At 47.8% G+C, this 24,292-nt stretch carries 21 protein-coding genes; 19 read left to right on the forward strand and 2 right to left on the reverse strand.

Annotation, left to right across the window (positions count from 1 at the left end; genetic code table 11):
* Positions 1-72: 72 nt before the first annotated feature.
* The 6 genes from lepB (at position 73) to acpS (ending at position 4,705) form a co-directional block, all read left to right on the forward strand.
* A complete protein-coding gene (lepB, locus tag L3Q72_RS02230; RefSeq protein ID WP_275131055.1) occupies positions 73-969 on the forward strand; it encodes a signal peptidase I in 897 nt (298 codons plus the stop codon).
* Between the two features lie 10 nt (positions 970-979).
* A complete protein-coding gene (gene rnc, locus L3Q72_RS02235) occupies positions 980-1,657 on the forward strand; it encodes a ribonuclease III (protein ID WP_275131056.1) in 678 nt (225 codons plus the stop codon).
* On the forward strand, positions 1,650-2,627 hold the full coding sequence (era, locus tag L3Q72_RS02240) for a GTPase Era (protein ID WP_275131057.1): 978 nt from the start codon (positions 1,650-1,652) through the stop codon (positions 2,625-2,627). The genes rnc and era overlap by 8 nt, the downstream gene beginning before the upstream one ends.
* A gap of 204 nt (positions 2,628-2,831) precedes the next feature.
* Complete coding sequence (gene recO, locus L3Q72_RS02245; RefSeq protein ID WP_275131058.1) at positions 2,832-3,551, forward strand: DNA repair protein RecO; 720 nt, start codon at positions 2,832-2,834, stop codon at positions 3,549-3,551.
* Between the two features lies 1 nt (position 3,552).
* Positions 3,553-4,281, forward strand: coding sequence for a pyridoxine 5'-phosphate synthase (pdxJ, locus tag L3Q72_RS02250; RefSeq protein WP_275131059.1), 729 nt, complete (start codon positions 3,553-3,555; stop codon positions 4,279-4,281).
* 37 nt (positions 4,282-4,318) lie between these two features.
* Positions 4,319-4,705 carry a holo-ACP synthase gene (acpS, locus tag L3Q72_RS02255; RefSeq protein WP_275131060.1) on the forward strand — a complete coding sequence of 129 codons (387 nt, stop codon included), beginning with the start codon at positions 4,319-4,321 and terminating at the stop codon, positions 4,703-4,705.
* A 127-nt stretch (positions 4,706-4,832) separates the two neighbouring features.
* On the opposite strand, the gene barA is transcribed toward acpS, so the two are convergent.
* The gene (gene barA, locus L3Q72_RS02260) at positions 4,833-7,622 is read right to left on the reverse strand and encodes a two-component sensor histidine kinase BarA (RefSeq protein WP_275131061.1); all 2,790 of its coding nucleotides are present in this window, start codon (positions 7,620-7,622) and stop codon (positions 4,833-4,835) included.
* 289 nt (positions 7,623-7,911) lie between these two features.
* Between barA and rlmD the strand changes: the two genes are divergently transcribed.
* From rlmD to L3Q72_RS02325, 13 genes are all read left to right on the forward strand, one after another.
* Positions 7,912-9,225 carry a 23S rRNA (uracil(1939)-C(5))-methyltransferase RlmD gene (gene rlmD / locus L3Q72_RS02265; protein WP_275131062.1) on the forward strand — a complete coding sequence of 438 codons (1,314 nt, stop codon included), beginning with the start codon at positions 7,912-7,914 and terminating at the stop codon, positions 9,223-9,225.
* 49 nt (positions 9,226-9,274) lie between these two features.
* A complete protein-coding gene (relA, locus tag L3Q72_RS02270) occupies positions 9,275-11,497 on the forward strand; it encodes a GTP diphosphokinase (protein ID WP_275131063.1) in 2,223 nt (740 codons plus the stop codon).
* A gap of 172 nt (positions 11,498-11,669) precedes the next feature.
* Entirely contained in the window at positions 11,670-12,479 is an 810-nt protein-coding gene (gene mazG / locus L3Q72_RS02275) for a nucleoside triphosphate pyrophosphohydrolase (protein WP_275131064.1), read from the forward strand.
* Positions 12,480-12,715: 236 nt separating this feature from the next.
* Positions 12,716-14,359, forward strand: coding sequence for a CTP synthase (locus L3Q72_RS02280; RefSeq protein WP_275131065.1), 1,644 nt, complete (start codon positions 12,716-12,718; stop codon positions 14,357-14,359).
* A 76-nt stretch (positions 14,360-14,435) separates the two neighbouring features.
* Entirely contained in the window at positions 14,436-15,734 is a 1,299-nt protein-coding gene (gene eno / locus L3Q72_RS02285) for a phosphopyruvate hydratase (protein ID WP_275131066.1), read from the forward strand.
* A gap of 242 nt (positions 15,735-15,976) precedes the next feature.
* Positions 15,977-16,336 carry a YacL family protein gene (locus L3Q72_RS02290; RefSeq protein ID WP_275131067.1) on the forward strand — a complete coding sequence of 120 codons (360 nt, stop codon included), beginning with the start codon at positions 15,977-15,979 and terminating at the stop codon, positions 16,334-16,336.
* Positions 16,337-16,558: 222 nt separating this feature from the next.
* Positions 16,559-16,897, forward strand: a complete 339-nt coding sequence (glnK, locus tag L3Q72_RS02295) for a P-II family nitrogen regulator (protein WP_275131068.1) — start codon at positions 16,559-16,561, stop codon at positions 16,895-16,897.
* An 18-nt stretch (positions 16,898-16,915) separates the two neighbouring features.
* The gene (locus L3Q72_RS02300; RefSeq protein WP_275131069.1) at positions 16,916-18,145 is read left to right on the forward strand and encodes an ammonium transporter; all 1,230 of its coding nucleotides are present in this window, start codon (positions 16,916-16,918) and stop codon (positions 18,143-18,145) included.
* Positions 18,146-18,294: 149 nt separating this feature from the next.
* The gene (locus tag L3Q72_RS02305; protein WP_275131070.1) at positions 18,295-19,308 is read left to right on the forward strand and encodes a Fe(3+) ABC transporter substrate-binding protein; all 1,014 of its coding nucleotides are present in this window, start codon (positions 18,295-18,297) and stop codon (positions 19,306-19,308) included.
* On the forward strand, positions 19,308-20,936 hold the full coding sequence (locus L3Q72_RS02310) for an iron ABC transporter permease (RefSeq protein WP_275131071.1): 1,629 nt from the start codon (positions 19,308-19,310) through the stop codon (positions 20,934-20,936). The genes L3Q72_RS02305 and L3Q72_RS02310 overlap by 1 nt, the downstream gene beginning before the upstream one ends.
* Positions 20,936-21,967 (forward strand): ABC transporter ATP-binding protein, encoded by a 1,032-nt coding sequence (locus L3Q72_RS02315; RefSeq protein WP_275131072.1) that lies wholly within the window; start codon positions 20,936-20,938, stop codon positions 21,965-21,967. The genes L3Q72_RS02310 and L3Q72_RS02315 overlap by 1 nt, the downstream gene beginning before the upstream one ends.
* A 294-nt stretch (positions 21,968-22,261) precedes the next feature.
* Entirely contained in the window at positions 22,262-22,510 is a 249-nt protein-coding gene (locus tag L3Q72_RS02320) for a type II toxin-antitoxin system Phd/YefM family antitoxin (protein WP_275131073.1), read from the forward strand.
* Positions 22,500-22,790, forward strand: a complete 291-nt coding sequence (locus tag L3Q72_RS02325; protein ID WP_275131074.1) for a type II toxin-antitoxin system RelE/ParE family toxin — start codon at positions 22,500-22,502, stop codon at positions 22,788-22,790. The genes L3Q72_RS02320 and L3Q72_RS02325 overlap by 11 nt, the downstream gene beginning before the upstream one ends.
* A gap of 88 nt (positions 22,791-22,878) precedes the next feature.
* Here the strand turns inward: L3Q72_RS02325 and L3Q72_RS02330 are convergent, their stop codons facing one another.
* Positions 22,879-24,291, reverse strand: a complete 1,413-nt coding sequence (locus L3Q72_RS02330) for a phosphoglucomutase/phosphomannomutase family protein (RefSeq protein WP_275131075.1) — start codon at positions 24,289-24,291, stop codon at positions 22,879-22,881.
* Position 24,292: the final 1 nt, after the last annotated feature.

Genomic DNA, 24,292 nt, shown 5'->3' on the forward strand with positions numbered 1-24,292 from the left:
GTCATTCCCGGACAGGGTTTCCCCCTCGCCGGGAATATTGTTTTTTAAGAACAGCAGATTTAAGGGAAATAGATGGCTAATACATTCTCGCTCATTTTGGTCTTAGTTACCCTGGTGACTGGTATCGTCTGGGCTCTTGAGAAGCTTGTCTGGGCTAAAAAGCGTGAGCAAAAACTGGCGGATGTCCAGGCGCAGACAAACGGGCTTGATGGCGAAGTGGCAGCAAAAGTGGCTGCGCAGCCGTGGTGGGTGGAAAACAGCGTATCCATTTTCCCTGTTATCGCATTTGTTCTGGTGCTTCGTTCGTTTATTTATGAGCCGTTCCAGATCCCGTCAGGTTCAATGATGCCGACACTGCTTGTTGGTGATTTTATTCTGGTGGAGAAGTTCTCGTACGGTATTAAAGATCCGGTATTCCGCAGCGAGCTGGTTGAAACCGGTAAGCCTGAGCGTGGTGATATCGCGGTATTTAAATACCCGCCACAGCCAAACATTGACTACATCAAGCGTGTGGTCGGTATGCCGGGCGATACCGTTGTCTACAGCAAGAAAAAGGAACTTTGCATCAAGCCAAAGGGCGAAGCAAGCTGCAAGCCTGTGAAGCTGTCCAATGTTGTAGAAAGTGAGTTTGTTCAGCGCGGTATTCCTCTGGCTCAGCTGGATGAAAAACTGGGTGAAGTGGATCACCAGATTCTGGTCAATCCGCTGCAGATTGATAATTCGGCGCTGTATAAGCCCCGTCCCGGTATCAACGAGTGGGTTGTGCCGGAAGGTCAGTACTTTGTGATGGGTGATAACCGTGACAACAGTGCAGACAGCCGCTTCTGGGGCTTTGTTCCTGAAGCAAACCTTGTTGGCAAAGCAGTCGGTATTTGGATTAGCTTTGAGTTTGAACGTGGTGCAGACAGTGCACTGCCTTCTTGGATTCCTACTGGTGTGCGCTTTAGCCGCATCGGTGGCATAGATTAGTTGAGAGAGTATGACTACTCCATTAACAAAGTTAGAGAAGAAGCTTGGCTATCAGTTTGAAGATGGCCAGCTGATTAATCTGGCGCTGACACACCGCAGCGCCAACAGTAAACACAACGAACGTCTTGAGTTTCTGGGCGATTCAATTTTAAGTTTTGTCATTGCAGACGACCTTTACCACCGTTTCCCTAAGGTAAACGAAGGTGATATGAGCCGTATGCGTGCAACGCTCGTGCGTGGTCATACCCTTGCAGAGCTGGGTCGTGAATTCGACCTGGGAGAGTACTTAAAATTAGGTCCAGGTGAGCTGAAAAGTGGCGGTTTCCGTCGAGACTCCATTCTTGCGGATGCGGTTGAAGCGATTATCGGCGCGATTTATCTGGACAGCGATATTGAGAAGGTACGGGAAATTATTCTTTCCTGGTACCAGTCACGCCTTGAAGCTATCAAGCCGGGTGTATCGCAGAAAGACCCTAAAACCCGTCTGCAGGAATTCCTGCAGGGGCGTAAAAAGCCTCTGCCGGTTTACACTGTGGCTAATATTAAGGGTGAAGCACACAATCAGGAATTTACGATTTCGTGCGATGTAGCGGGTGTGGATAAACCTGTTATTGGTAAAGGCACCAGCCGCCGCAAGGCAGAACAAGCGGCTGCAGAATTAGCTCTGGAGCGACTGACCAATGGCTGAAGATAACAACGAATTTGATTTGGATGCATACTTTGCAACGCATGAAACACAGGCGAGCTCTCCGGAGAATCAGCACTGTGGTTTTATTGCCATTGTAGGCCGTCCGAACGTTGGTAAATCAACCCTGCTGAACCATATTCTGGGACAGAAGATTTCTATCACCTCAAGAAAACCACAGACAACACGTCACCGTATTATGGGCGTGGATACTGATGGTGACTATCAGGCAATTTATGTTGATACGCCGGGACTTCATATCGAAGAGAAGCGTGCGATTAACCGCCTGATGAACCGTGCGGCGAACAGCTCCCTGAGTGATGTGAACCTGGTGCTTTTCCTTGTTGACGGTACGCACTGGACCAAAGATGATGAGATGGTGCTGACCAAGCTGCAGAAGTCTGACTTCCCGGTTGTACTTTGTGTAAACAAGGTCGACAACGTGAAAGACAGAAATGATGTCATGCTTCATATGCAGGAGCTTTCCAGGAAGATGGAATTTGTCGATGTAGTGCCAATCTCTGCAAAACACGGCAAGAACACAGATGTGATTCGAAAGCATGTGCGTGAGCATTTGCCTTTGGCGGAGCACCACTTCCCTGAAGAGTATGTAACCGACCGTTCTCAGCGCTTTATGGCCTCTGAAATCTTACGTGAAAAGCTGATGCGCTTCACTGGTGAAGAGCTGCCTTACTCGGTAACCGTTGAAATCGAACGCTTCGATTACAACCCGGAAACCGACGGCTTCCATATCAACGCCCTGATTCTTGTTGAGCGAAACGGCCAGAAGAAGATGGTGATCGGTAAAGGTGGCGAGAAGATCAAAACCATAGGCCGCGAAGCCCGTCTGGATATGGAAGAGCTGTTTGAGCGTAAAGTCTATCTGGAGACCTGGGTTAAGGTTAAGTCAGGCTGGGCGGATGACGAGCGTGCGCTGCGTTCGCTTGGGTATATTGACGATTTGGATAAATAGTAGGCCCTGGGCCCTGGGGACGGACTGCGTCCTACGGGCCCTGGGAAAAGACTCGTTTCCATGTTCCAGCGTGGGAACGAAGTTGAAATAGATCGATAGGCCCTGGGCCCTGGGAGCGGACTCCGTCCTTTGGGCCCTGGGAAGTGAAAATATTATTGGTTTCTTACCCAGGGCCCAGGGCCCAGAAACCTAGGGCCCTTATAAATGTCCCAAGGATCAGAACTTCAACGTTGCTTCATTCTAAACCGCCGCCCCTACAGCGAAAGCAGCCTGATCCTTGATGTCTTCAGCGAAGAGTTTGGTCGCCTTTCTATCATGTCCAAAGGCTCGCGTAGTAAGCGTTCCAATCTTAAAGGCGCGCTTCAGCCATTCACCCCCTTATTGATGAAATGGTCCGGTAGCGGATCAATGAAAACACTGCGACAGGCAGAGCCTATCAGCCTGGGTTTACCACTTTCCGGTATCTATCTTTACTCGGCAATGTACGTCAATGAACTGCTTGCCCGGGTCATTGAAAATGAAACCCCATATCCGGCCCTTTTTCACGATTATCTTCAGGCATTAACCGAACTTGCTCAGGCAGAAAATCCAGAGCCTGCATTGCGTCGCTTTGAGTTAGCTCTGCTTTCTGCTCTTGGCTACGGAGTGGACTTTCTTCACTGCGCCGGAACCGGAGAACCAATAGCCCCTGATATGACCTATAGGTACCGGGAGCAGAAAGGATTTATCGCCAGCGTTCGCAAAGACAACCTGACTTTTCTCGGAAATGAACTGATTGCCATCGCCGAACGACGATTTATGACAAAAGAGCAGTTAATTGCTGCAAAACGCTTTACACGAATAGCCCTGAAGCCTTATCTTGGCGGCAAACCATTAAAAAGCAGGGAGCTCTTTGTAAAGAGCCCCAGATCATGGAGTAGATAAAATGAGCTCTATCCTTTTAGGAGTTAACATCGACCATATCGCGACACTAAGAAATGCTCGCGGTACCAAGTATCCGGATCCTGTGCACGCAGCTGAAATCGCTGAGCGTGCGGGCGCTGACGGTATCACCATTCATCTGCGTGAAGACCGCCGTCATATCAAAGATCGTGATGTTCGCATTCTTCGCGAAACCATTCAGACCCGAATGAACCTTGAAATGGCGGTAACCGACGAGATGGTGAAAATCGCCGTTGAAACCAAGCCTGAGTTTGTTTGCCTTGTACCTGAAAAGCGTGAAGAGCTGACAACCGAAGGTGGTCTGGATGTTAAAGGCCAGCTTGAGAAGATCAAAGCGGCCACCAAAGCTCTGACTGAAGCGGGGATCAAGGTTTCTCTGTTTATCGACGCAGACCGCGAGCAGATCGATGCTGCAAAAGAGTGTGAAGCGCCATTTATCGAACTTCACACAGGTCACTACGCAGATGCAGAGACTGAACTGGACCAGCAGAACGAGCTGAAAAAAATCGCAGCAGCAGCAAGCTACGCAGACGATCTTGGCATCACAGTGAACGCCGGTCATGGTCTGACTTACCACAACGTAGGCCCTATCGCAGCCCTTCCTGAGCTGTATGAGCTGAATATCGGTCACTCAATTATTGGCCGTGCGGCATTTGATGGTCTGAGCAAAGCGGTAGCGGATATGAAAGCAGCTATGGCGGCCGTTCGATAAGCTGTCAGCTATCGGCTTTCAGCTGTCAGAATAAAGCATGAGCATCATAGGATTAGGCACAGATATCGCTGAAATTGAGAGGGTAGAAAAAGCCCTCTCAAGGTCCGGCGATGCGTTTGCTGAGCGCATTCTGTCTGCCTCTGAACTTGAAACCTTCCATTCTCTTAAGCAAAAAGGCCGCTTTCTGGCAAAGCGCTTTGCTGCAAAAGAAGCCGCGTCCAAAGCATTAGGTACTGGCATAGCCCAGGGAGTCACCTTCCACGACTTTATCGTCAGCAATGACGAACACGGCAGACCGGTACTGACGTTAGCCAATAAGGCAAAGCAAATCGCTGAAGGGCTGGGGGTGTCGGGGGTGCATTTGTCGATATCGGATGAAAGGCAGTATGCGGTGGCGACGGTGATTTTTGAGGGGCCTAAGTAGGGCTATGGGCTAGGGGACGGACTTCGTCCTAAGGGGCTATAGGGAAAAGCTGAAAAAGCTTGACATCATGTGCAGTTGAATCAAATCTTGATAACCCCATAACCCCATAACCCCATAACCCCATAACCTACAAATACAACCTCCCAGTCTCCCTAACCTTCTCCATCTCATCCTGAAGCTCAAACAATTCCGGCTCAATATCCATAATGCTCATCCCGGAACGCAGTGATTTCTCAATCAGAGCACAAATAGATTTAAGCTTAGGAACGCCGCTGTATGAACAGCTGCCGTGCAGTTTGTGGATATGATGCAGAAGTTCTTCTGTGGAGAAGTTATCGTCCATTAGTGCCTGTTCTGCGACCTGATCCACTTCGGCGATGTAGTCGATAAGCATCTGCAGCATCTCTTTGGCCAGATCTTCTTTATTGGCGGCCTGCTTTAGTGCTGCCTGCCAGTCTACGATGACATCCGGGTTTTGTTTGTTTTGTGGTAAATCTGCTTCTGCCGGAGGCAGCTCTACTTTGTCTACTTCTTCTGTGTTGGCGTTAGGGTTCCAGTGAACCAGAACCTGCTGAAGAACATGCTCTTCGATAGGTTTGGTCAGGTAGTCGTCCATTCCTGCATTCAGAAGTCGGTCTCTTTCTCCGCTCATTGCATGGGCGGTAACAGCAATCACAGGGGTATCATGGTTCAGTTCGACTTCCTTGATATGACGACAGGCGGTAACGCCGTCCATATGTGGCATCTGAATATCCATCAGAATCATATCGAACTTACATTTCATCGCTTCCTTAATGGCATCGGAGCCATTGGTGCAGGAGACCACGTGCTCTACGCGCTCGGTAAGAAGAGCTGTGATAAGTTTCAGGTTTGCCGGGTTGTCATCCACCGCCATCACGGTTAATGGTAGTTTTTTCTGTTCCTGCTTTTCAGGCTCTCTTTCTTGTACGGTTTCTGTGCTGCCGGCTTCTAACTGGTGCTGGGCAAGTGAAGTGAGCAGCTTTCTTCGTGACAGAGGTTTGGTCATGCATTGAATACTGCTGTCGTTAATCAGTTTTTCTGCCAGGGCCAGTTCTGTGCTTGGAATTCCGACAATGATCTGCTCAGAGTATCGTTTGATAACCTGAATCATTCCCTGAACCTCTTCCAGGTCGTAGCTGTTCTTAGGTGACAGACAGAGCAGAACGCAATCTTGTTTCTCAAACATAGCCGGAGGGGATGTCTGGTAGGTAACCAGAAGCCCTTCCAGGCTTAGCTGTTGCTGAATAACTGATGCGGCCTGCATATTGGATTCGATAACAAGAATGCGCCGGTTAGCAAGGTACTGAGAATCAAAACTTTGTCCCAGAGGAAGATTGGTGGTTTCCAGTCTGATGGTAAACCAGAAGGTTGAGCCCTGATGCAGGCGGCTGGTAAGGCTTATCTCACCACCCATCTGGGCAACCAGTTTCTGGGTGATAACCAGACCTAGCCCGGTACCGCCATAACGGCGTGAAATGCTGGCATCGGCCTGACTGAATGCCTGGAACAGTTGCGCCTGCTGGCGTTCGGAAATTCCGATTCCGGTATCTTTGACCATAAACTGCAGCTCAACGGCTCCGTCTTTCTGGTTGCGCATTTCTATGCTGATATCGATATTGCCGCGTTCGGTAAACTTAATGGAGTTGCCTACGAGGTTGGTGAGGATCTGTTGCAGACGAAGCGGGTCACCAATCAGTCCTGAAGGAACTTTAGGGTCAATTTTCAGTGTCAGCTCCAGACCTTTTTCGTGCGCACTGGTTGCCTGAAGGGCGACCACTTCTTCAAGGGTTTCCTGGAATTCGAACGGGATATTTTCCAGAAGAAGTTTACCGGCTTCCAGCTTAGAGAAGTCGAGAATATCGTTGATGATATTGAGCAGGTTGTTGGCAGAGCGTTCAATGGTCTGCAGATAATCTGTCTGGCTGGAGGAGAGCTGAGTTTTAAGCATCTGGCGGGTAAAGCCGATAACGCCGTTTAGCGGGGTTCTTAACTCATGCGACATATTAGCCAGGAACTCGGACTTAACCCGGGCGGCTTCCTGTGCGCGCTTTTTGGCGATGTCCAGCTCAACGTTCTGAATCTCTAGCTGTTCCAGTGTTTCCCGCAAATCGGACGTGGCCTGGTCGATACTGTTTTGCATCTCCACATGGTATTCGGAGAGGGAAACGGCCATGGCGTTGATACCGTTTTTCAGGGAATCCAGCTCGCCATGCATTTTCCCTTCGATACGGGAGTCGAGGTGGCCGCGACGAATTCTGTCGACGGTCTTTTTCATGTTGGTGATAGGCTGGGTTACGTTTTGCATCAGGCTGTATGCGAAAAAGCCTGACATGCCCAGACCAAGCGCCAGAACGAGTAGTGCTGCGAAGATTTCCTGATACTGTTGCAGCCTTAGTGGCGAGGTATCCAGCTCCATGGCTATGTAGCCCATGGCCTGATTGGGATCGGAGATGGTGCCGTCCAGTTGTGAGAACTGTCCTTCGGCTACGATGGGGGCGCGAAGGATCATTCGCCTTTCATGCTGTTCTATCTGGGTTAGCAGGGGGATGGGCTTATCTTTAAGCTGAAAGGTGAGCGAGGCAAAGTTTGGGTGAAAGTTCGAGGTTACAAACAGTTCATGGTTGGCATCGAATACGGCGATACTTCGGACTATTTCAGAATTTTTTCTGTGGGCGTAGCTGATAAGTCGTCTGACGGCTTCGCGGCTTTCCTGGGTCATGCCGTATTCGCTGGCAATGGCCAGAGGTTCAAGAATACTGGTACCGGAATCAACAAGTTGAGACTCAAGATCGTTATAACGATTTGATGTGAAGAAGGCACTTAAAAGCAGGCCAATGATTAGTGTTGGCGCTAAAGTTAATGTGATTACGCGGGCGCGTAAGCCATATCTGGTCATGTTCTGTGATTACATTCGAATCTGGATATGTGAAAATAGTATCAAAGCATTGAATTTCTACAATCATTGCAGACTAGAATAGTGATATTTGTGGGGGTCTGTGCGCGCCGGGCTATAAGCAGGTATCGAACACAGACACGCATAAATACTTCCCTGTAGCTCGGCTTTGCCATCCATGGCAAAGACGGTCTGCTTATCGATACCTGCTTACAGCCCTCAAGTAAGGCTTCGGGAAGGAATAAATCGTTAGCATGCAACTGATTGTAAACACAACTTATGGAACAACTAAATGGCCCGCTTCTTCCAACCCAAAAAGAAATCCCAAATTGAGAAAAAACATCAGCAGGTGAAGATTGAACGCCTTGACCATCATGGTGCGGGGATAGGTTATCTGAATAAAAAGCCGGTGTTTGTTGAGGGGGCGCTGCCCGGTGAAGAGGTGTTGGTGCAGCTAACTGAGAGTAAGAGCAAATATGCACGTGGCAACCTGATTAAGCTGTTATCGGAAAGCAGTAAAAGGGTGGAGCCTTTTTGTCCTCACTACAAAGAGTGTGGCGGGTGCAATATGCAGCACCTTTCTCACGAGGATCAGATTGAGTACAAGTGTCAGTCTTTAAAGCAGTTGTTTGCCAAGTTTGCTAAAGAGGATATTAAGCTTGAAGCACCGGTAACCGGGGATGAAAAGGGCTACCGCAGAAGGGCTCGTTTTAGTCTGCTGGTGGATAAGCGCAGTGGCGAGCTGCGGTTTGGTTTTCGCAAGAAACAGAGTAAGCAGGTTGTGAACGTGACGGACTGTCCTGTTCTGGATCCTGCTTTAAATAGCCTTCTGCCTGAGTTAAAAGCTTGCCTGTCAAAGCTGAAGGCGAGCGCCAATTTAGGGCATGCCGAAGTTGTTTTGGGCGATGATACTCCGGTTGTTCTGCTGCGTTATGTTCGAGCGCTTCCTCAGGAAGACAGAGATAAGCTGGTTGAGTTTGCACAACAGGTAAATGTGTCTTTGTATCTTCAGTCTGATAAAGAGCTGGAGCTGGTTACTGGTGATATGCCTGCTTACAGTGAAGCCGGAGTCCGGATTCCGTTTTTGCCGACTAACTTTATTCAGGTAAACCGTAAGGTGAACCAGAAGATGGTCGCTAAGGCGCTGGACTGGCTGGATATTCAGGAAGATGAATCCATACTGGACCTTTTCTGTGGGCTGGGCAATTTCAGTCTTCCTGCTGCACAAAAGGCCAGAAAAGTGGTTGGTATTGAAGGTGTGGATGAGATGGTGGTTCAGGCGAAGCAGAATGCTGAAATAAACCGGGTCACCAACGCAGAGTTTTATCAGGCCAACCTGGAAGAAGATTTGTCCGACCGCGAGTGGGCTAAATCTAAGTTTGAAAAAATTCTGCTAGACCCTGCCCGTGCGGGAGCTGCCGGAATCGTAGATCAAGTTTCTGAGCTCGGAGCGAAACGCGTAGTTTACGTTTCCTGTAATCCTGCTACTCTAGCCAGAGATAGTCAGAGTTTGACTCAGCAAGGTTTCCGGCTGACGAAACTGGGTATGCTGGATATGTTTCCGCATACCGGTCATCTGGAATCCATTGCTTTATTTGAAAAATAGAAAACCGTGGTGACGGGAAAGTCACCGGAAGAACAAGCTAGGAAAGAAAATGGTTGCTGTACGTGGTGCGCACTTAAAGAAAGATGAAGAGTTTGAGCTGGAAGAATGGATTTCCAGCCTGAAGCAGGAAAAAAAGACCGGCAATAAGCTGATTAAAGTCTACAGACAGTGTGAGGAACTTCTTGAAGGAAAAGAAGATGCTCAACTCCTGCTTTGGCGCGGACGTGAGATGATTGAAATCCTTATCACGCTTTCCATGGACAGACCAACGCTGGTGGCCGCTCAGCTTTTCCCTGTTGTTTCTGCCGGGTATTTCGATCAGGAAGCTCTGGAAGAAGACTACGGTAAGGAAATCGTTAAGCTTATTGAAGGCGTAGACGAAATGGCGGCCATAGGTCAGCTTAACGTTACACTGGAAGGCAGTGCTGCATCGGGACAGGTGGATAACGTTCGTCGCATGTTGCTGGCAATGGTGGATGACTTCCGCTGTGTAATCATCAAGCTTGCTGAGCGTATCTGTAATCTTCGTGAAGTGAAAAATGAGCCGGATGAGGTTCGTCAGGCTGCTGCTAAAGAGTGTGCCAATATCTACGCGCCACTGGCAAACCGTCTTGGTATCGGTCAGTTAAAGTGGGAAATTGAAGATTACGCTTTCCGCTACCAGCATTCAGCAACCTACAAACAAATTGCCAAACAGCTTTCCGAGCGCCGGATTGATCGCGAGCAGTATATTGAAGACTTTGTTAACGACCTGACGCAGGAGATGCAAGCTTCCGATATCCGTGCAGAAGTGAGTGGCCGTCCTAAACATATTTACAGTATCTGGCGCAAAATGCAGAAGAAGAGTCTGGCATTTGATGAGCTGTTTGATGTGCGCGCCGTGCGCATTATTGCAGAAAGGCTGCAGGACTGTTATGCAGCACTTGGTGTTGTTCACACTAAGTACAAGCACCTTCCCAGCGAGTTTGACGACTACGTTGCCAACCCTAAACCAAACGGCTACCAGTCTATCCATACCGTTATTCTGGGGCCGGAAGGCAAAACCATTGAGATCCAGATCCGTACCAATCAGATGCATGAAGAGTCTGAGCTTGGTGTTGCGGCTCACTGGAAATATAAAGAAGGCAGCTCAGGCGGTCGCAGTGGTTACGACGAGAAAATCAAATGGCTGCGTAAGCTGCTTGACTGGCAGGAAGAGATGTCTGATTCCGGAGAAATGCTGGATGAACTGCGTAGTCAGGTATTTGATGACCGCGTATACGCCTTTACCCCGCGAGGTGATGTTGTAGACCTGCCAATGGGCGCAACACCTCTGGATTTTGCCTACCACATCCACTCTGAAGTGGGTCACCGCTGTATCGGTGCCAAGGTCGCAGGACGAATCGTTCCGTTTACTCATAAACTGGAAATGGGCGATCAGGTTGAGATTATTACGGCAAAAGAGCCAAACCCTTCCCGTGACTGGTTAAACCCTTCCATGGGCTTTGTTCTCTCAGGACGTGCCCGCGCAAAAATTAATGCCTGGTTCCGCAAACAGAGCCGTGAAAAAAACCTGGAAGCGGGTCGTGAGATCCTGGAAGCCGAGTTAGCCAAGATAGGGGCTAACCTGAAAGATGCCAGTGAGTACGCGCTAAAACGCTTCAATGTAAACACGCCGGATGAGTTGTACGTTGGTGTAGGCAGCGGTGATTTAAGAATTAACCAGATCATCAACCACATTAATGCTCTGGTAAATAAGCCAACCGCGGAAGAAGAAGATCAGCAGGCGCTGGAGAAGCTTCAGGAGTCGGAAGCCAAAGCACCAGCTCAAAGCAGGCCGCATAAAGATGCCGTTGTTGTTGAAGGCGTTGATAATCTGATGACTCACCTGGCCCGCTGCTGTCAGCCAATTCCGGGTGACGCCATTGCCGGTTATATCACTCAGGGGCGCGGTATTTCAGTTCACCGCGCCGACTGTGAACAACTGGCCGAGCTGCGCATTCATGCACCGGAACGTATTATTGATACTGTCTGGGGTGGCGGTTTTGTCGGTTCTTATATTCTGACGGTTCGCGTAGAGGCCCTTGAGCGAAGCGGACTGTTAAAAGATATCACCACGCTTCTGGCAAATGAAAAGCTGAAAGTGTCCGGTATGAAGAGCCGTACTGACTATAAACGCCAAATCTCAGTTATGGATTTTGACATTGAAGTTCAAAGTGTTGAAATTCTGGGAAGAATTCTAACCCGCATTGAACAAATCAAAGATGTAGTATCAGTAAAAAGGCTGAGTTAGGATCCCACAAAACTCAATTGAGGCAGGTGTGCAGGTATCGATAAGCAGACCGTCTTTGCCATGGATGGCAAAGCCGAGCCCCAGGGAAGGGTTTATGCGTGTCTGTGTTCGATACCTGCACACCTGCCGGATATCACCAAACGTAACCACACCATACAAGAGTTAGATAACAATGAGTCAGCCAATAGACCAGCTGTTAGAACTAATGACCACCCTAAGAGATCCGCAGAAAGGATGTCCCTGGGATCTAAAGCAAACCTTCGACACCATAGTCCCTCACACCATTGAAGAAACCTATGAAGTGGTCGATGCCATCCATAACCGTGACTGGGAAAACCTCAGAGAAGAGCTGGGTGATCTGCTGTTTCAGATCATCTTCTACAGCCAGATGGCACAGGAAGAAGGCCACTTTAAATTCGAAGAGGTGGTAGAAACCGTCAACGAAAAACTGATTCGCCGCCACCCTCACGTCTTCTCCGATTCAGAGTTTGACACCGACGAAGAGATAAACGCCAACTGGGAACTGGAAAAGGCAAAAGAAAAAGCCGAAAAGGGAAAAACAGAAGAAAGCATTCTGGATGCGATCCCTAACTCTCTGCCAGCCCTGTCCAAAGCCAACAAGATCCAGAAAAAATGCGCCAAATACGGTTTTGACTGGAAAACCCTTGGCCCGGTAGTTGATAAAGTCCGGGAAGAAATCGACGAAGTGGTCGATGAAGCCCATCAGGTTACCCCGGATGAAGAACGGGTAGAGGAAGAGTTGGGCGATCTGCTGTTTGCTACCGTAAACCTGGTCAGGCATCTGGGCAAAGATCCGGAAGTTGCTCTTAATAAAGCCAATATTAAGTTTAGTAAGCGGTTTAAAGGGGTTGAAGCGATTGTTCGGGGGGAAGGGAAGGAGCTTACGGATTATAGTTTGGAAGAGCTGGATGGGTTTTGGGAGGAAGTTAAAAGGGCCCTGGGAACGGACTCCGTCCTATAGGCCCTGGGAGGGGGTATCTTCCCAGAGCCCAGCAGGGCGAAGCCCGAACCCAGGGCCCAGGGCCTGAGAGTGCATAACCCGAACGTAGTACCGTTAGTTGTTGATTTGATTTGAAGCAAAAAATAAAAAACACGTCTGTGATAAGTTTCACGTTGTGGTGGTAAAGGGCTTCTGGTATATTTACGTCCCGTCCAGAAAGTACTCATTTCCCTCATTCAACCAATTTCAGGTTAAACATGACGACAAATTACATTTTTGTTACTGGCGGGGTTGTATCCTCACTAGGTAAAGGTATTGCAGCAGCATCTCTAGCAGCGATCTTGGAAGCTCGTGGTCTTAAAGTGACCATGATGAAACTTGATCCGTACATCAACGTTGACCCGGGTACAATGAGCCCGACTCAGCACGGTGAAGTATTTGTAACAGAAGATGGCGCTGAAACTGACCTTGACCTTGGTCACTACGAGCGATTCATTCGCACCAAGATGACCAAGCGTAACAACTTCACTGCTGGTCGTGTATACGCAGACGTACTTCGTAAAGAGCGTCGCGGTGACTATCTTGGTGCCACCATTCAGGTTATTCCACATATCACTAACGCAATCAAAGACCGCGTAATTGCAGGTTCTGAAGGCCATGATGTGGCGATTGTAGAAGTTGGTGGTACGGTTGGTGATATCGAATCACTACCATTTATGGAAGCTATTCGTCAGCTTGCTGTAGAGCTGGGCCGTGAGCGTGCTATGTTTATGCACCTGACTCTGGTTCCTTACCTTGCTGCTGCTGGTGAAGTGAAAACTAAGCCGACTCAGCACTCTGTTAAAGAGCTACTGTCTATCGGTATTCAGCCTGACATTCTTGTTTGTCGTAGCGATCGCATGATCCCTGCAAACGAGCGTAAGAAGATCGCACTTTTCTGTAATGTGCAGGAAAGAGCTGTAATCTCAATGAAAGACGTTGACTCTATCTATAAGATCCCTCAACTTGTTAAATCTCAAGGTCTGGATGATCTGGTTTGTGAACGTTTTGGCATTAAGGCTCCTGAAGCAGACCTTTCAGAGTGGGAACAGGTAATCTACGAAGAAGCTAACCCAACTGGTGAAGTGGTTATCGGTATGGTTGGTAAATATATCCAGCTTCCGGATGCTTATAAGTCGGTGAACGAAGCGTTAAAACACGCAGGCTTGAAAAATCGCCTGAACGTCACCATTAAGTACGTAGATTCAGAAGACGTTGAGTCAAGAGGCGAAGAAGTCCTTGAAGGCCTTGACGCAATCCTTGTACCGGGCGGTTTTGGTGACCGTGGTGTAGAAGGTAAGATTCGCGCTGCGCAGTACGCACGTGAAAACAATGTGCCTTACCTTGGCATTTGTCTGGGTATGCAGGTTGCGCTTATCGAGTACGCTCGTAACGTAGCTGGCCTTGAAGGTGCACATTCAACAGAATTTAACAAAGAGACCAAGTACCCTGTGGTAGGCTTGATCACCGAATGGGTTGACGGCGAAGGTAAAGTTGAAGAACGTACCGAGCTGTCAGACCTTGGTGGTACTATGCGTCTTGGTTCGCAGCTATGTCACCTTGAGAAAGGCACGCTGGCACACGAACTATACGGTAATGCGAAGATCCATGAGCGTCATCGCCACCGTTATGAAGTTAACAACAACCTTCGTCCACAAATCGAAAAAGCGGGTCTGAAAGTGTCTGGCCTGTCATCGGATAAGAAGCTTGTTGAGGTAATTGAGAACCCGGCACACCCTTGGTTTGTTGCGGCTCAGTTCCACCCTGAATTTACCTCGACTCCGCGCGATGGCCACCCGCTGTTCGCTGGATTCGTAAAAGCTGCTGGTGAATATCAGCGCGGTGAATTAGAAAGTAAGTAAGGATACGGGCGGTTGATTTTGTTGTTCAACCGTTCATTAGTTATGACATTTAATATAGAAACGAGAGGAAACATTAATGTCTAAGATCGTTAAAGTTCTAGGTCGTGAAATCATCGACTCACGTGGTAACCCAACTGTAGAAGCTGAAGTACACCTAGAAGGCGGTTTCGTAGGTATGGCTGCTGCTCCATCTGGCGCATCTACTGGTTCTCGCGAAGCTCTTGAGCTACGTGACGGTGACAAAGCACGTTTCCTAGGAAAAGGTGTTCTTAAGGCAGTTGAAGCTGTAAACGGCCCAATCGCTGAAGCACTAGTTGGTAAGGACGCAAAAGCTCAAGCTGAACTAGATCAGATCATGATCGACCTAGACGGCACTGACAACAAAGCTAACTTCGGCGCAAACGCAATCCTAGCTGTATCTCTAGCTGCTGCTAAAGCTGCTGCTGCTGTTAAAGGCATGCCTCTATACGAGCACATCGCTGAACTAAACGGCACTCCAGGTCAGTTCTCTATGCCTCTACCAATGATGAACATCATCAACGGTGGTGAGCACGCTGATAACAACGTTGATATCCAGGAATTCATGATCCAGCCTGTTGGCGCTGCGACTCTGAAAGAAGGTCTGCGTATCGGTGCTGAAGTATTCCACAACCTTGCTAAAGTTCTTAAAGGCAAAGGCATGAGCACTGCAGTTGGTGACGAAGGTGGTTTCGCTCCTAACCTTGAGTCTAACGCTGCTGCACTAGCTGCAATCAAAGAAGCTGTTGAGCTAGCTGGCTACGAGCTGGGTAAAGACGTTACTCTAGCTATGGACTGTGCTGCTTCCGAGTTCTTCGACAAAGAAGCTGGTAACTACAACATGAAGGGTGAAGGTAAAGTATTCACTTCTGAAGAGTTCAACCACTACCTAGCTGGTCTAGTTGAAGATTACCCAATCGTATCTATCGAAGACGGTCTTGACGAGTCTGACTGGGATGGTTTCGCACACCAGACTAAACTACTTGGCGACAAGATCCAGCTTGTTGGTGACGACCTGTTCGTAACTAACACTAAGATCCTTGCTGAAGGTATCGAGAAAGGCATTGCTAACTCTATCCTTATCAAGTTCAACCAGATCGGTTCTCTAACTGAAACTCTAGCTGCAATCAAGATGGCTAAAGACGCTGGTTACACTGCTGTTATCTCTCACCGTTCTGGTGAAACTGAAGACGCAACTATCGCTGACCTAGCGGTAGGTACTGCTGCAGGCCAAATCAAGACTGGTTCTATGAGCCGTTCTGACCGTGTTGCTAAGTACAACCAGCTAATCCGTATCGAAGAAGCTCTAGGTGCTAAAGCTCCTTACAACGGTCTTAAAGAAGTTAAAGGTCAATAATCCGTAGGATTATCCGACTCTTAAGTCTTTGATAAAACGCCTCCGGTTTCGGGGGCGTTTTTGTTTTTTCGGCCCTGGGCCCTGGGACGGGCTGCGCCCTATTAGGCCCTGGGAATTTAGGTGTACTTGACTCCTAGGTTCACCACATTAAAATCCGCACCCTGAGCTAAGGTTTATGCCTGAACTCAAGTATTACCATTTTCCCAGGGCCCAGGGCCCAAAAACCGAGGGCTCTTTCCCCCATGGAATACCAATTCACAAAAAACACCTTAACCGGCGGTATCCGCATCAAATGCAGCATGGGCCACGAAGTCGTTGCGCGCTGGCTGGAAGAAGAGCTGACGGCGGATAAAGAGAAAATCAATGCGCTGCTTGAGACTGTAGCAGAGCTTAAAACCGGCCTTTCCGGAGAAGTTACCCTGCGCGGTAAAGAGATCTCTGCCTACCTTTCTTCCGATGATGTGATTATTCAGGAAAACGTCCTCTCTTACGACTCAGATGAAGAGAGCGAGTTTGATTTCTACGACAGCGAAAGCACTTCAGCTTGTGGTCTGGAAGATTTTGAAGAGCTGCTGAAGTCATTTCTCGAGTTTCTTTGCTGATTTTTACTTCTCTTTTCTCCTCAAGTTATCTCCTTGCACAAAATTGGGTCGTACATAAATCGCGCATCATTCGGGTGATTCTTCTGCACCAAAATTGTGCATCACTTTCTGCAAAATGTGATGTAAATCACTCAATTCTATGTAAAACAACAAGTTAAAAAATTGGCACGCCTCTTGATTACCCTATAAGTGTTAAAAAACTTTTTGCTCAAAGGGGATGCAATGAAACTTATCAACGCAATTATCAAACCATTCAAATTGGATGATGTACGTGAAGCATTATCTGATGCTGGTATCGAAGGGATGACGGTATCAGAGGTAAAAGGCTTTGGTCGTCAAAAGGGTCATACTGAGCTATATCGTGGTGCAGAGTATCAGGTTGATTTCCTGCCGAAGGTAAAGCTGGAAATTGCAACGCAGGCTGAAAATGTCGATCGCGTTATCGAAGCAATTTCAAAGGCGGCACACACAGGAAAAATTGGTGACGGTAAAGTATTTGTTTACGACCTGAGCCAGGTAGTGCGTATTCGTACTGGTGAAATGGATACAGAAGCACTTTAAGCGATTGGAGATATTACGATGGAATTAACGACTACAGTTACAGAATTACGTTACGCACTGGATACATTTTTCTTCCTAATTTCGGGTGCGTTGGTTATGTGGATGGCAGCAGGTTTCGCAATGTTGGAAGCCGGTCTGGTCCGCTCTAAGAACACAACAGAAATCCTTACTAAGAACTTCGTACTATACGCAATCGCTTGTACCATGTACCTGCTGATTGGTTACAACATCATGTATGTTGATAACGCAGAAGGCGGCTTCCTGCCATCACTGGGTGCTCTGATTGGTACTCAGGCTGAAGGCGCAGACCACTCTCTGGAATCTGACTTCTTCTTCCAGGTGGTATTCGTAGCAACAGCAATGTCAGTGGTATCTGGCGCGGTTGCTGAGCGTATGAAGCTTTGGGCATTCCTAATCTTCTCAGTAGTACTGACAGGTGTAATCTACCCGGTTGAAGGTTACTGGACATGGGGCGGCGGTTTCCTTTCTGAAGCAGGTTTCAGTGACTTCGCAGGCTCAGGTATCGTTCACATGGCTGGTGCAGCAGCAGCACTTTCGGGTGTACTACTACTAGGTGCCCGTAAAGGTAAATATGGTAAGAATGGTGAAGTTCACCCGATTCCAGGTTCAAACATGCCTCTTGCAACGCTTGGTACATTTATCCTGTGGTTAGGCTGGTTCGGTTTCAACGGTGGTTCTCAGCTGATGGTATCTGACTTTGAAAACGCAACAGCAGTGGGTCAGATCTTCCTGAACACGAACGCAGCAGCAGCAGCAGGTGCAATTGCTTCACTGCTAGTATGTAAGACAATGTGGGGCAAAGCTGACCTGACAATGATTCTGAACGGCGCACTGGCTGGTCTGGTTGCAATCACAGCAGACCCACTATCACCATCGCCAATGTTCTCAGTAGCTATCGGTGCAGTTGCAGGTGTAATCGTAGTATTCAGCATCCTGGCTCTGGATAAAGTTAAGATTGATGATCCAGTGGGTGCTATCTCTGTACACGGTGTATGTGGTTTCTTCGGTATCATGGTTGTGCCACTAAGCAATGGCGACGCATCTTTCGGTGCTCAGCTTCTGGGTGCAGCAGTCATCTTCGGTTGGGTATTCGCAGCTAGCCTTGCAGTATGGGCTGTACTTAAAGCGACAGTTGGTATCCGAGTTTCTGAAGACGAAGAGATGGAAGGTATGGATATGCAGGATTGCGGTATCGTAGCTTACCCAGAGTTCGTATCACTTAAGTAATAGCTTATTACTAAAAAACATAATAAAGCCTGCTGAAAAGCAGGCTTTTTTACGTTCAGTACTATTGCAGGCAGAGTAAATTTGAATACAATAACGCAACTAATAACTATTATCATTTGCAAGAAAGTAAATCTAGTTGGGATGTATTTATGAAAAAAATCATTGCTCTTAGCACAGTAGCACTTAGTGCGTTTGCCACTTCTTCTTTCGCGGCGGAAGAAGTTAATGTTTATTCGTACCGCCAGCCATTTCTGGTTCAGCCAATGTTTGACGAATTTACCAAAGAGACCGGAATTCAGGTCAATGTGAAATTTGCCAAGAAAGGTCTGGCAGAAAAAATGGTTCAGGAAGGAGAGTACAGTCCTGCGGATGTTGTTCTGACCACAGATATCAGTCGCTTGGTGGAACTGGTACAGAAAGACGTTGTTCAGTCGTTAGATAGTGATGTTATTGAAGCAAATATTCCAGCTCAATACCGTGACAGTAAGGATGAGTGGTTTGCCCTGACAGTAAGAACCCGCAGTCTGTACTCATCCCGTGACAGAGTGGGCAGGTTAGGTGCTGACTTTAATTACGCCGATCTGACTAATCCTGAATTTAAGGGAAAGATCTGTACCCGATCAGGCAAGCATCCGTATAACGTATCTCTGATCTCTGCGATGATTGCTCATAAAGGTGAAGCTGAAACCAGGCAGTGGCTGGAAGGCGTAAAAGCTAACCTTGCCCGTAAACCACAGGGCAATGACCGTGCTCAGGTTAAAGCCATCAAAGAAGGCCTTTGTGACGTTTCTCTGGGTAACAGCTACTACCTTGGCAAGATGGTGAACGATGAAAACCAGAAGGCATGGGCTGAGTCTGTTTACATCAATTTCCCGAATCAGAACACAACCGGCACACACGTAAATGTTAGCGGTATGGCTTTGGCTAAATATGCACCAAACCGTGAAAATGCTCAGAAGCTGATGGAGTTCCTGACGGGTGATAAAGCTCAGCAGATGTACGCAGAAGTGAACTATGAATACCCGGTTAAAGAAGGTGTTAAGCGCTCTGCTCTGGTTGAGTCATGGGGCGATTTCACTGCTGATACTCTGAAGCTGGAAGAGATTGCAAAGCACCATGCTACCGCGGTGAAACTGGTTGACGAAGTGAAGTTTGATCTTTGATGACCAAAGAAACCTTTAAGCTCTGGAAAACCGGCAGCGGGGCTACAGCCCTACTGCTGGTTTTACCTATTCTGGCAATTTTCTACTTATCCTTCGGTGAAACAGAGGGCCTTTTTACTCACCTTTTTGACACTGTTTTACCTGTTTATACCCTGAATACTTTTGCTCTGGTTTCCGGAGTAATGATTCTGGCTCTGCTTTTTGGCGTTCCCTCTGCCTGGCTGATGGCAATGTGCCGGGTTCCGGGAGAGAAAGTCCTTCAGTGGGCACTGGTTCTTCCTCTTGCTATGCCCGGTTATATCGTCGGATATATTTACACCGACTGGTTTGACTATGCCGGGCCGATACAATTTTTTATCAGAGATATGACAGGGTGGGGAGCCGGAGAATATTGGTTTCCTGATCTCAGAACCCTGCCGGGAGCGACTCTGATTCTGGCTCTGGTATTTTATCCCTATGTTTATCTGATGGTGCGTGCAGCTTTTATGGAGCAGAGTGTGAGTCTGCTGCAATCAGCGCGGTTACTGAAATGTTCTCCGTGGGAAAGCTTTAAACGGGTATCGCTTCCGCTTGCAAGGCCCTCAATTGCCGTTGGTCTTTCTTTGGTTGCTATGGAAGCTTTGGGAGACTTTGGTACGGTTAGTTATTTTGCGGTGAACACATTAACTACTGCGGTTTACGATACCTGGCTTGGGTATTCAAACTTAAATGCTGCCGCGAAAATTTCGGCCATTATGCTGGTTGTGGTGGTTCTGCTGCTAAGCGGAGAAAGATACAGCAGGCGCAAACAAAAGCTATTCCAGAGCAGTTTCAGTAGCCATGAAGATATCCGTTATGCACTCACCGGCTGGAAAAAATGGTTGGCACTAATCTGGTGCTGGGGGCTGATTTCTGTCGCTTTTATTTTTCCCTTAGGCCAGTTACTTATTTACGCGTTTCAATATTTGGCTGAAAGCTGGACCGCTGAATTTAAAGCCTATGCGCTAAACAGCCTGCAGGTGTCCGTGCTTGCTGCAATTGCGGCAATCATGGTGGCTTTAGTGGTTAACTTTGCTTATCGTCTGGATAAGTCGGGAGTCAGTCTGGCACTTATCCGGCTCTCTTCTTTAGGCTATGCCGTGCCGGGAACGGTTCTGGCTATTGGTGTGATGGCACCGGTATTAACCATGGATCACTGGATAAATGATATTGCTAAGCTGATGGAATGGGGACGGCCGGGACTTATTCTGTCCGGCTCTATGTTTGCTATTATCTTTGCCATGGTAGTGCGCTTTTCTGCAGTGGCGATTGGTAGTGTGGAAAGCAGCCTGAATAAGATCTCTCCGTCGATGGATATGGCGGGAAGAACCATGGGGTGCGAGCCGGGTCAGATGCTACGCCGGATACACCTTCCTATGATCCGCAGAGGTATTCTGGTGGGAGGTCTGCTGGTCTTTATTGAGTCCATGAAGGAGCTGAATGCCGCTTTACTTTTGCGGCCCTTTAACTTTGAAACCCTGGCAACCTATGTTTATAACTTTGCATCCGACGAACACCTGGAGCTGGCTGCATTACCCGCAGTGCTTCTGGTTCTGGTCGGTTTAATCCCGCTAATTGTCGTTAACCGTTCACTGGAGCAGGCACATTAATGAGCAGTACTCTTTCAATTACAGATTTAGTTTGTAAGTACGAACAGCAGGTCGTACTTGAGTCTCTTTCCCTGAAAGTTGATAAAGGTGAAATTGTCTGTCTGCTTGGCGCAAGTGGCTGTGGAAAAACAACCTTATTGAAAGCGATCGCGGGATTGATTCCGCTGAGTTCAGGAAACCTGAGCCTTAATGATCAACTTCTGGATGATGGAAAGCGCTGGATCGCTCCGGAAAAGCGTAATATTGGTATGATCTTTCAGGATTATGCGCTCTTTCCTCACTTAACCGTGGCTGAAAACATTGTCTTTGGATTGAAAAATCAATCTAAAGCCGGGAAAGAAAAGAAAGTCGAAGAGATGCTTTCTCTGGTGCATTTAAATGGCTATGGAGAGCGCTATCCGCATCAGCTTTCCGGAGGTCAGCAGCAGCGGGTTGCGATTGCACGCTCGTTAGCTTATCAGCCGGATCTTCTGCTACTGGATGAACCTTTCTCCAACATCGACACACAGGTAAGGCACGCCCTGATTCTTGAGATCCGAAAGATATTTAAAAGCCAGGGCGTAACAGCGATCTTTGTTACTCACAGCCGTGAAGAAGCTTTTGCCTTTGCCGATAAAATGGCGGTAATGAATAAAGGAGTAATAGAGCAGTTTGGCAGCCCGGGTGAGCTATATTACCGGCCCTCAAGTAAGTTTGTGGCTGATTTCTTAGGTGGTGGCAGTTACCTGCCAGCCAGGAGAATATCAGAGGGCATCTATAAAACCTCGCTTGGAGAGATCTCTGCAAGTTCCGACAAGGAGATAGCTCCGGGACAGGAGTGCGTTCTGCTTCTGCGCCCGCAGCAAGTGATTATCCGGCCTGATAACGATAGTGAGCTTAGAGTGGCAGAGCAGCAGTTTATGGGGGATCACTGCCGCTATATTGTGGATGTTAACGGAACCCGGTTAGTTGCTACTTCTTCTGAGCCTTTGTCTGTTGGGGATAAGGTTTCCATAGCGTTAGATCAGGAAGGTATTCTGGCCTTTGCCTGATTTTAAAATCCTTCATGCCAGATCCCCCTCGTTACCATGCTCTGCGTGGTAATGCATATCGGGTGTTTTTTGTTCATTTGGGTAGCTAGTGGTAAATGGGTCTACCACTGAGGGCCTGAGTGGTAAAATTTTTACCACTCGCTACCACTGAGGATATTTAAATAAACCACCCGGATCAAACATGTAAATCTGATGCTAACTTTGTTCTCACAATTTTGGTCTATAAGCAGCTTGTTATACCCCATATATAGAGCTAATATGACCTATATAAAGACTGTTTAAGAGACCTAAAAAATGACCGCTAGAATTTTGGCTGATGTAGCAGCGAGTATTACGGAATTAAAAGCTAATCCAATGAAAGTTGCATCTAGTGCATATGGCGAACCTGTTGCCGTGCTAAACCGAAATGAGCCTGCATTTTATTGTGTCCCTGCTGAAGCGTACGAAATGATGATGGACAAGCTTGAAGATCTTGAACTGCTTGCTATAGCTCAGGAACGTGAATCTGAAGAGAGTATTTCGGTAAACATTGATGACCTATAAGCTGGATTTTAAAAAGAGTGCTCTCAAAGAGTGGAAAAAGCTGGGCTCGACGTTACAGCAGCAGTTTAAAAAGAAACTAATTGAGCGTTTGGATAATCCGCATGTACCGGCGTCCAAACTTTCAGGTGCTGATAATTTGTATAAGATTAAGCTGCGTCAGTCTGGTTATCGTCTGGTGTACAAGGTTGAAGATAACGTAATTGTTGTTACCGTTTTGGCTGTAGGTAAGCGTGAACGAAGCGATGTTTATCGAAAGGCAATGAAACGTTTGGATGACTAAAAAAGGCCCGGCGATACAACAAGCCGGGCAAAGGTCTCTACCTATAGGGATTAGGGGCTGATAGTCCAGCAGCCCTGGTGTAGAGTCGTTATAAAGACAAGAAGTCTTTCATCTGTTTTAGCACTTTCTCAGCCGTTGCCTTATCTTCCATTTCAGAAAAAATTCTCAGCAGCGGTTCTGTGCCTGAGAAGCGTGCGATAACCCAGCCTCCGTTCTGGAAGTAGACTTTAAGACCATCGGTATAGCTGACCCGCTCGATTTTATGCTCAAATTGCGGAAGCTGTTTTTCAACATAGAGTTTATTATACAAAGCCTCCTTCTCCTCCGGTTTAAAAGTACAATCGCCTTCGGCAGTGTAGGCATAACCGTATTTTGAGTAGATCTCATCAAGCAGTTCAGAGAGTTTCTTTCCGGTCACGCTGATCATTTCCACCAGAAGGCTTGAAGCAAATACGCCATCTTTGCCCTTAATATGCCCGCGAATTGTCAGGCCGCCGGAGCTTTCTCCGCCAATCAGGGAGTTATCTTCTTCCATCTTTGAGCTGATATGCTTAAAGCCTACGGGAACCTCAAAGCTCTTTTCTCCGTAATCTGACGCTATCCTGTCCAGAATATGGGTGGTGGCGATATTGCGAACCACTGAGCCTTCCCATTTTTTGTATTCCAGCAGGTAGTAATAGAGCAGAATTAGCACCTCATTGGGATGGATAAAGTTCCCCTTTTCATCAATGATGCCCAGCCGGTCTGCATCTCCGTCGGTACCTATACCGATATCGTAGCCTTCATGGGCAACCAGATGTTTTAAGCGGTAAAGCGTTGCGGCGCTGGGGGAGGGCATCAGGCCACCAAAGGCCGGGTTTTCTCCGTCATTGATAACATCCACTTCGCAGCGGCCTGCAATCAGGACGGTTTGCAGGGCGTTCTTTGCCACACCAAACATAGGATCGATAAGCACCTTCAGGTTTGCCTGTTTGATCGAGTCAGTATCAATAAAGTCGATGACCGAATCCACAAACTCGTTCATTGGGTTGATAACCTGGATCTTTGCGCTGGAAACCGCAGTTTTAAAATCCATGCAGCGGATATCACTCTGGCAGATGGAAGCGACCTGAACTTCGATCTTTTCGGTGATCACCTCGTCAGCATCCCGGCCTCCTTCAGTAAAGATCTTAATACCGTTGTAGTCAGCCGGGTTATGAGAAGCGGTAATGCAGGCAGAATAAGCGCACTTCATCTCCCTGGCTTTAAACATCACAATGGGGGTCGGGACAAAGTTACCGATAAAGCTGACGGTTATCCCGTTAGCAGTCAGCACCTCAGAAAACCACTTCGCAGCTTTATCTGACAGAAAGCGGCGGTCATAACCGATAACAAAACCGCGGTCTGCTACCTGTTCGGCATTGATAATATTAGCCATTGCCTGGGCCACGACTCTGACATTATCTCTGGTGAACTCCTCACCAATAAAGGCTCTCCAGCCCCCGGTGCCAAATTTGATCATT

This window comes from Vibrio sp. JC009 (assembly GCF_029016485.1).
Lineage (GTDB): Bacteria > Pseudomonadota > Gammaproteobacteria > Enterobacterales > Vibrionaceae > Vibrio.

Coding starts and splice junctions, on each gene's coding strand:
- L3Q72_RS02290 (WP_275131067.1), top strand. CDS start 15,977: ATGGAATACCAATTCACAAAAAACACCTTAACCGGCGGTATCCGCATC.
- L3Q72_RS02315 (WP_275131072.1), top strand. CDS start 20,936: ATGAGCAGTACTCTTTCAATTACAGATTTAGTTTGTAAGTACGAACAG.
- L3Q72_RS02300 (WP_275131069.1), top strand. CDS start 16,916: ATGGAATTAACGACTACAGTTACAGAATTACGTTACGCACTGGATACA.
- mazG (WP_275131064.1), top strand. CDS start 11,670: ATGAGTCAGCCAATAGACCAGCTGTTAGAACTAATGACCACCCTAAGA.
- acpS (WP_275131060.1), top strand. CDS start 4,319: ATGAGCATCATAGGATTAGGCACAGATATCGCTGAAATTGAGAGGGTA.
- pdxJ (WP_275131059.1), top strand. CDS start 3,553: ATGAGCTCTATCCTTTTAGGAGTTAACATCGACCATATCGCGACACTA.
- L3Q72_RS02305 (WP_275131070.1), top strand. CDS start 18,295: ATGAAAAAAATCATTGCTCTTAGCACAGTAGCACTTAGTGCGTTTGCC.
- recO (WP_275131058.1), top strand. CDS start 2,832: ATGTCCCAAGGATCAGAACTTCAACGTTGCTTCATTCTAAACCGCCGC.
- rnc (WP_275131056.1), top strand. CDS start 980: ATGACTACTCCATTAACAAAGTTAGAGAAGAAGCTTGGCTATCAGTTT.
- relA (WP_275131063.1), top strand. CDS start 9,275: ATGGTTGCTGTACGTGGTGCGCACTTAAAGAAAGATGAAGAGTTTGAG.
- glnK (WP_275131068.1), top strand. CDS start 16,559: ATGAAACTTATCAACGCAATTATCAAACCATTCAAATTGGATGATGTA.
- rlmD (WP_275131062.1), top strand. CDS start 7,912: ATGGCCCGCTTCTTCCAACCCAAAAAGAAATCCCAAATTGAGAAAAAA.
- L3Q72_RS02280 (WP_275131065.1), top strand. CDS start 12,716: ATGACGACAAATTACATTTTTGTTACTGGCGGGGTTGTATCCTCACTA.
- eno (WP_275131066.1), top strand. CDS start 14,436: ATGTCTAAGATCGTTAAAGTTCTAGGTCGTGAAATCATCGACTCACGT.
- lepB (WP_275131055.1), top strand. CDS start 73: ATGGCTAATACATTCTCGCTCATTTTGGTCTTAGTTACCCTGGTGACT.
- L3Q72_RS02320 (WP_275131073.1), top strand. CDS start 22,262: ATGACCGCTAGAATTTTGGCTGATGTAGCAGCGAGTATTACGGAATTA.
- era (WP_275131057.1), top strand. CDS start 1,650: ATGGCTGAAGATAACAACGAATTTGATTTGGATGCATACTTTGCAACG.
- L3Q72_RS02325 (WP_275131074.1), top strand. CDS start 22,500: ATGACCTATAAGCTGGATTTTAAAAAGAGTGCTCTCAAAGAGTGGAAA.
- L3Q72_RS02330 (WP_275131075.1), bottom strand. CDS start 24,291: ATGATCAAATTTGGCACCGGGGGCTGGAGAGCCTTTATTGGTGAGGAG.
- barA (WP_275131061.1), bottom strand. CDS start 7,622: ATGACCAGATATGGCTTACGCGCCCGCGTAATCACATTAACTTTAGCG.
- L3Q72_RS02310 (WP_275131071.1), top strand. CDS start 19,308: ATGACCAAAGAAACCTTTAAGCTCTGGAAAACCGGCAGCGGGGCTACA.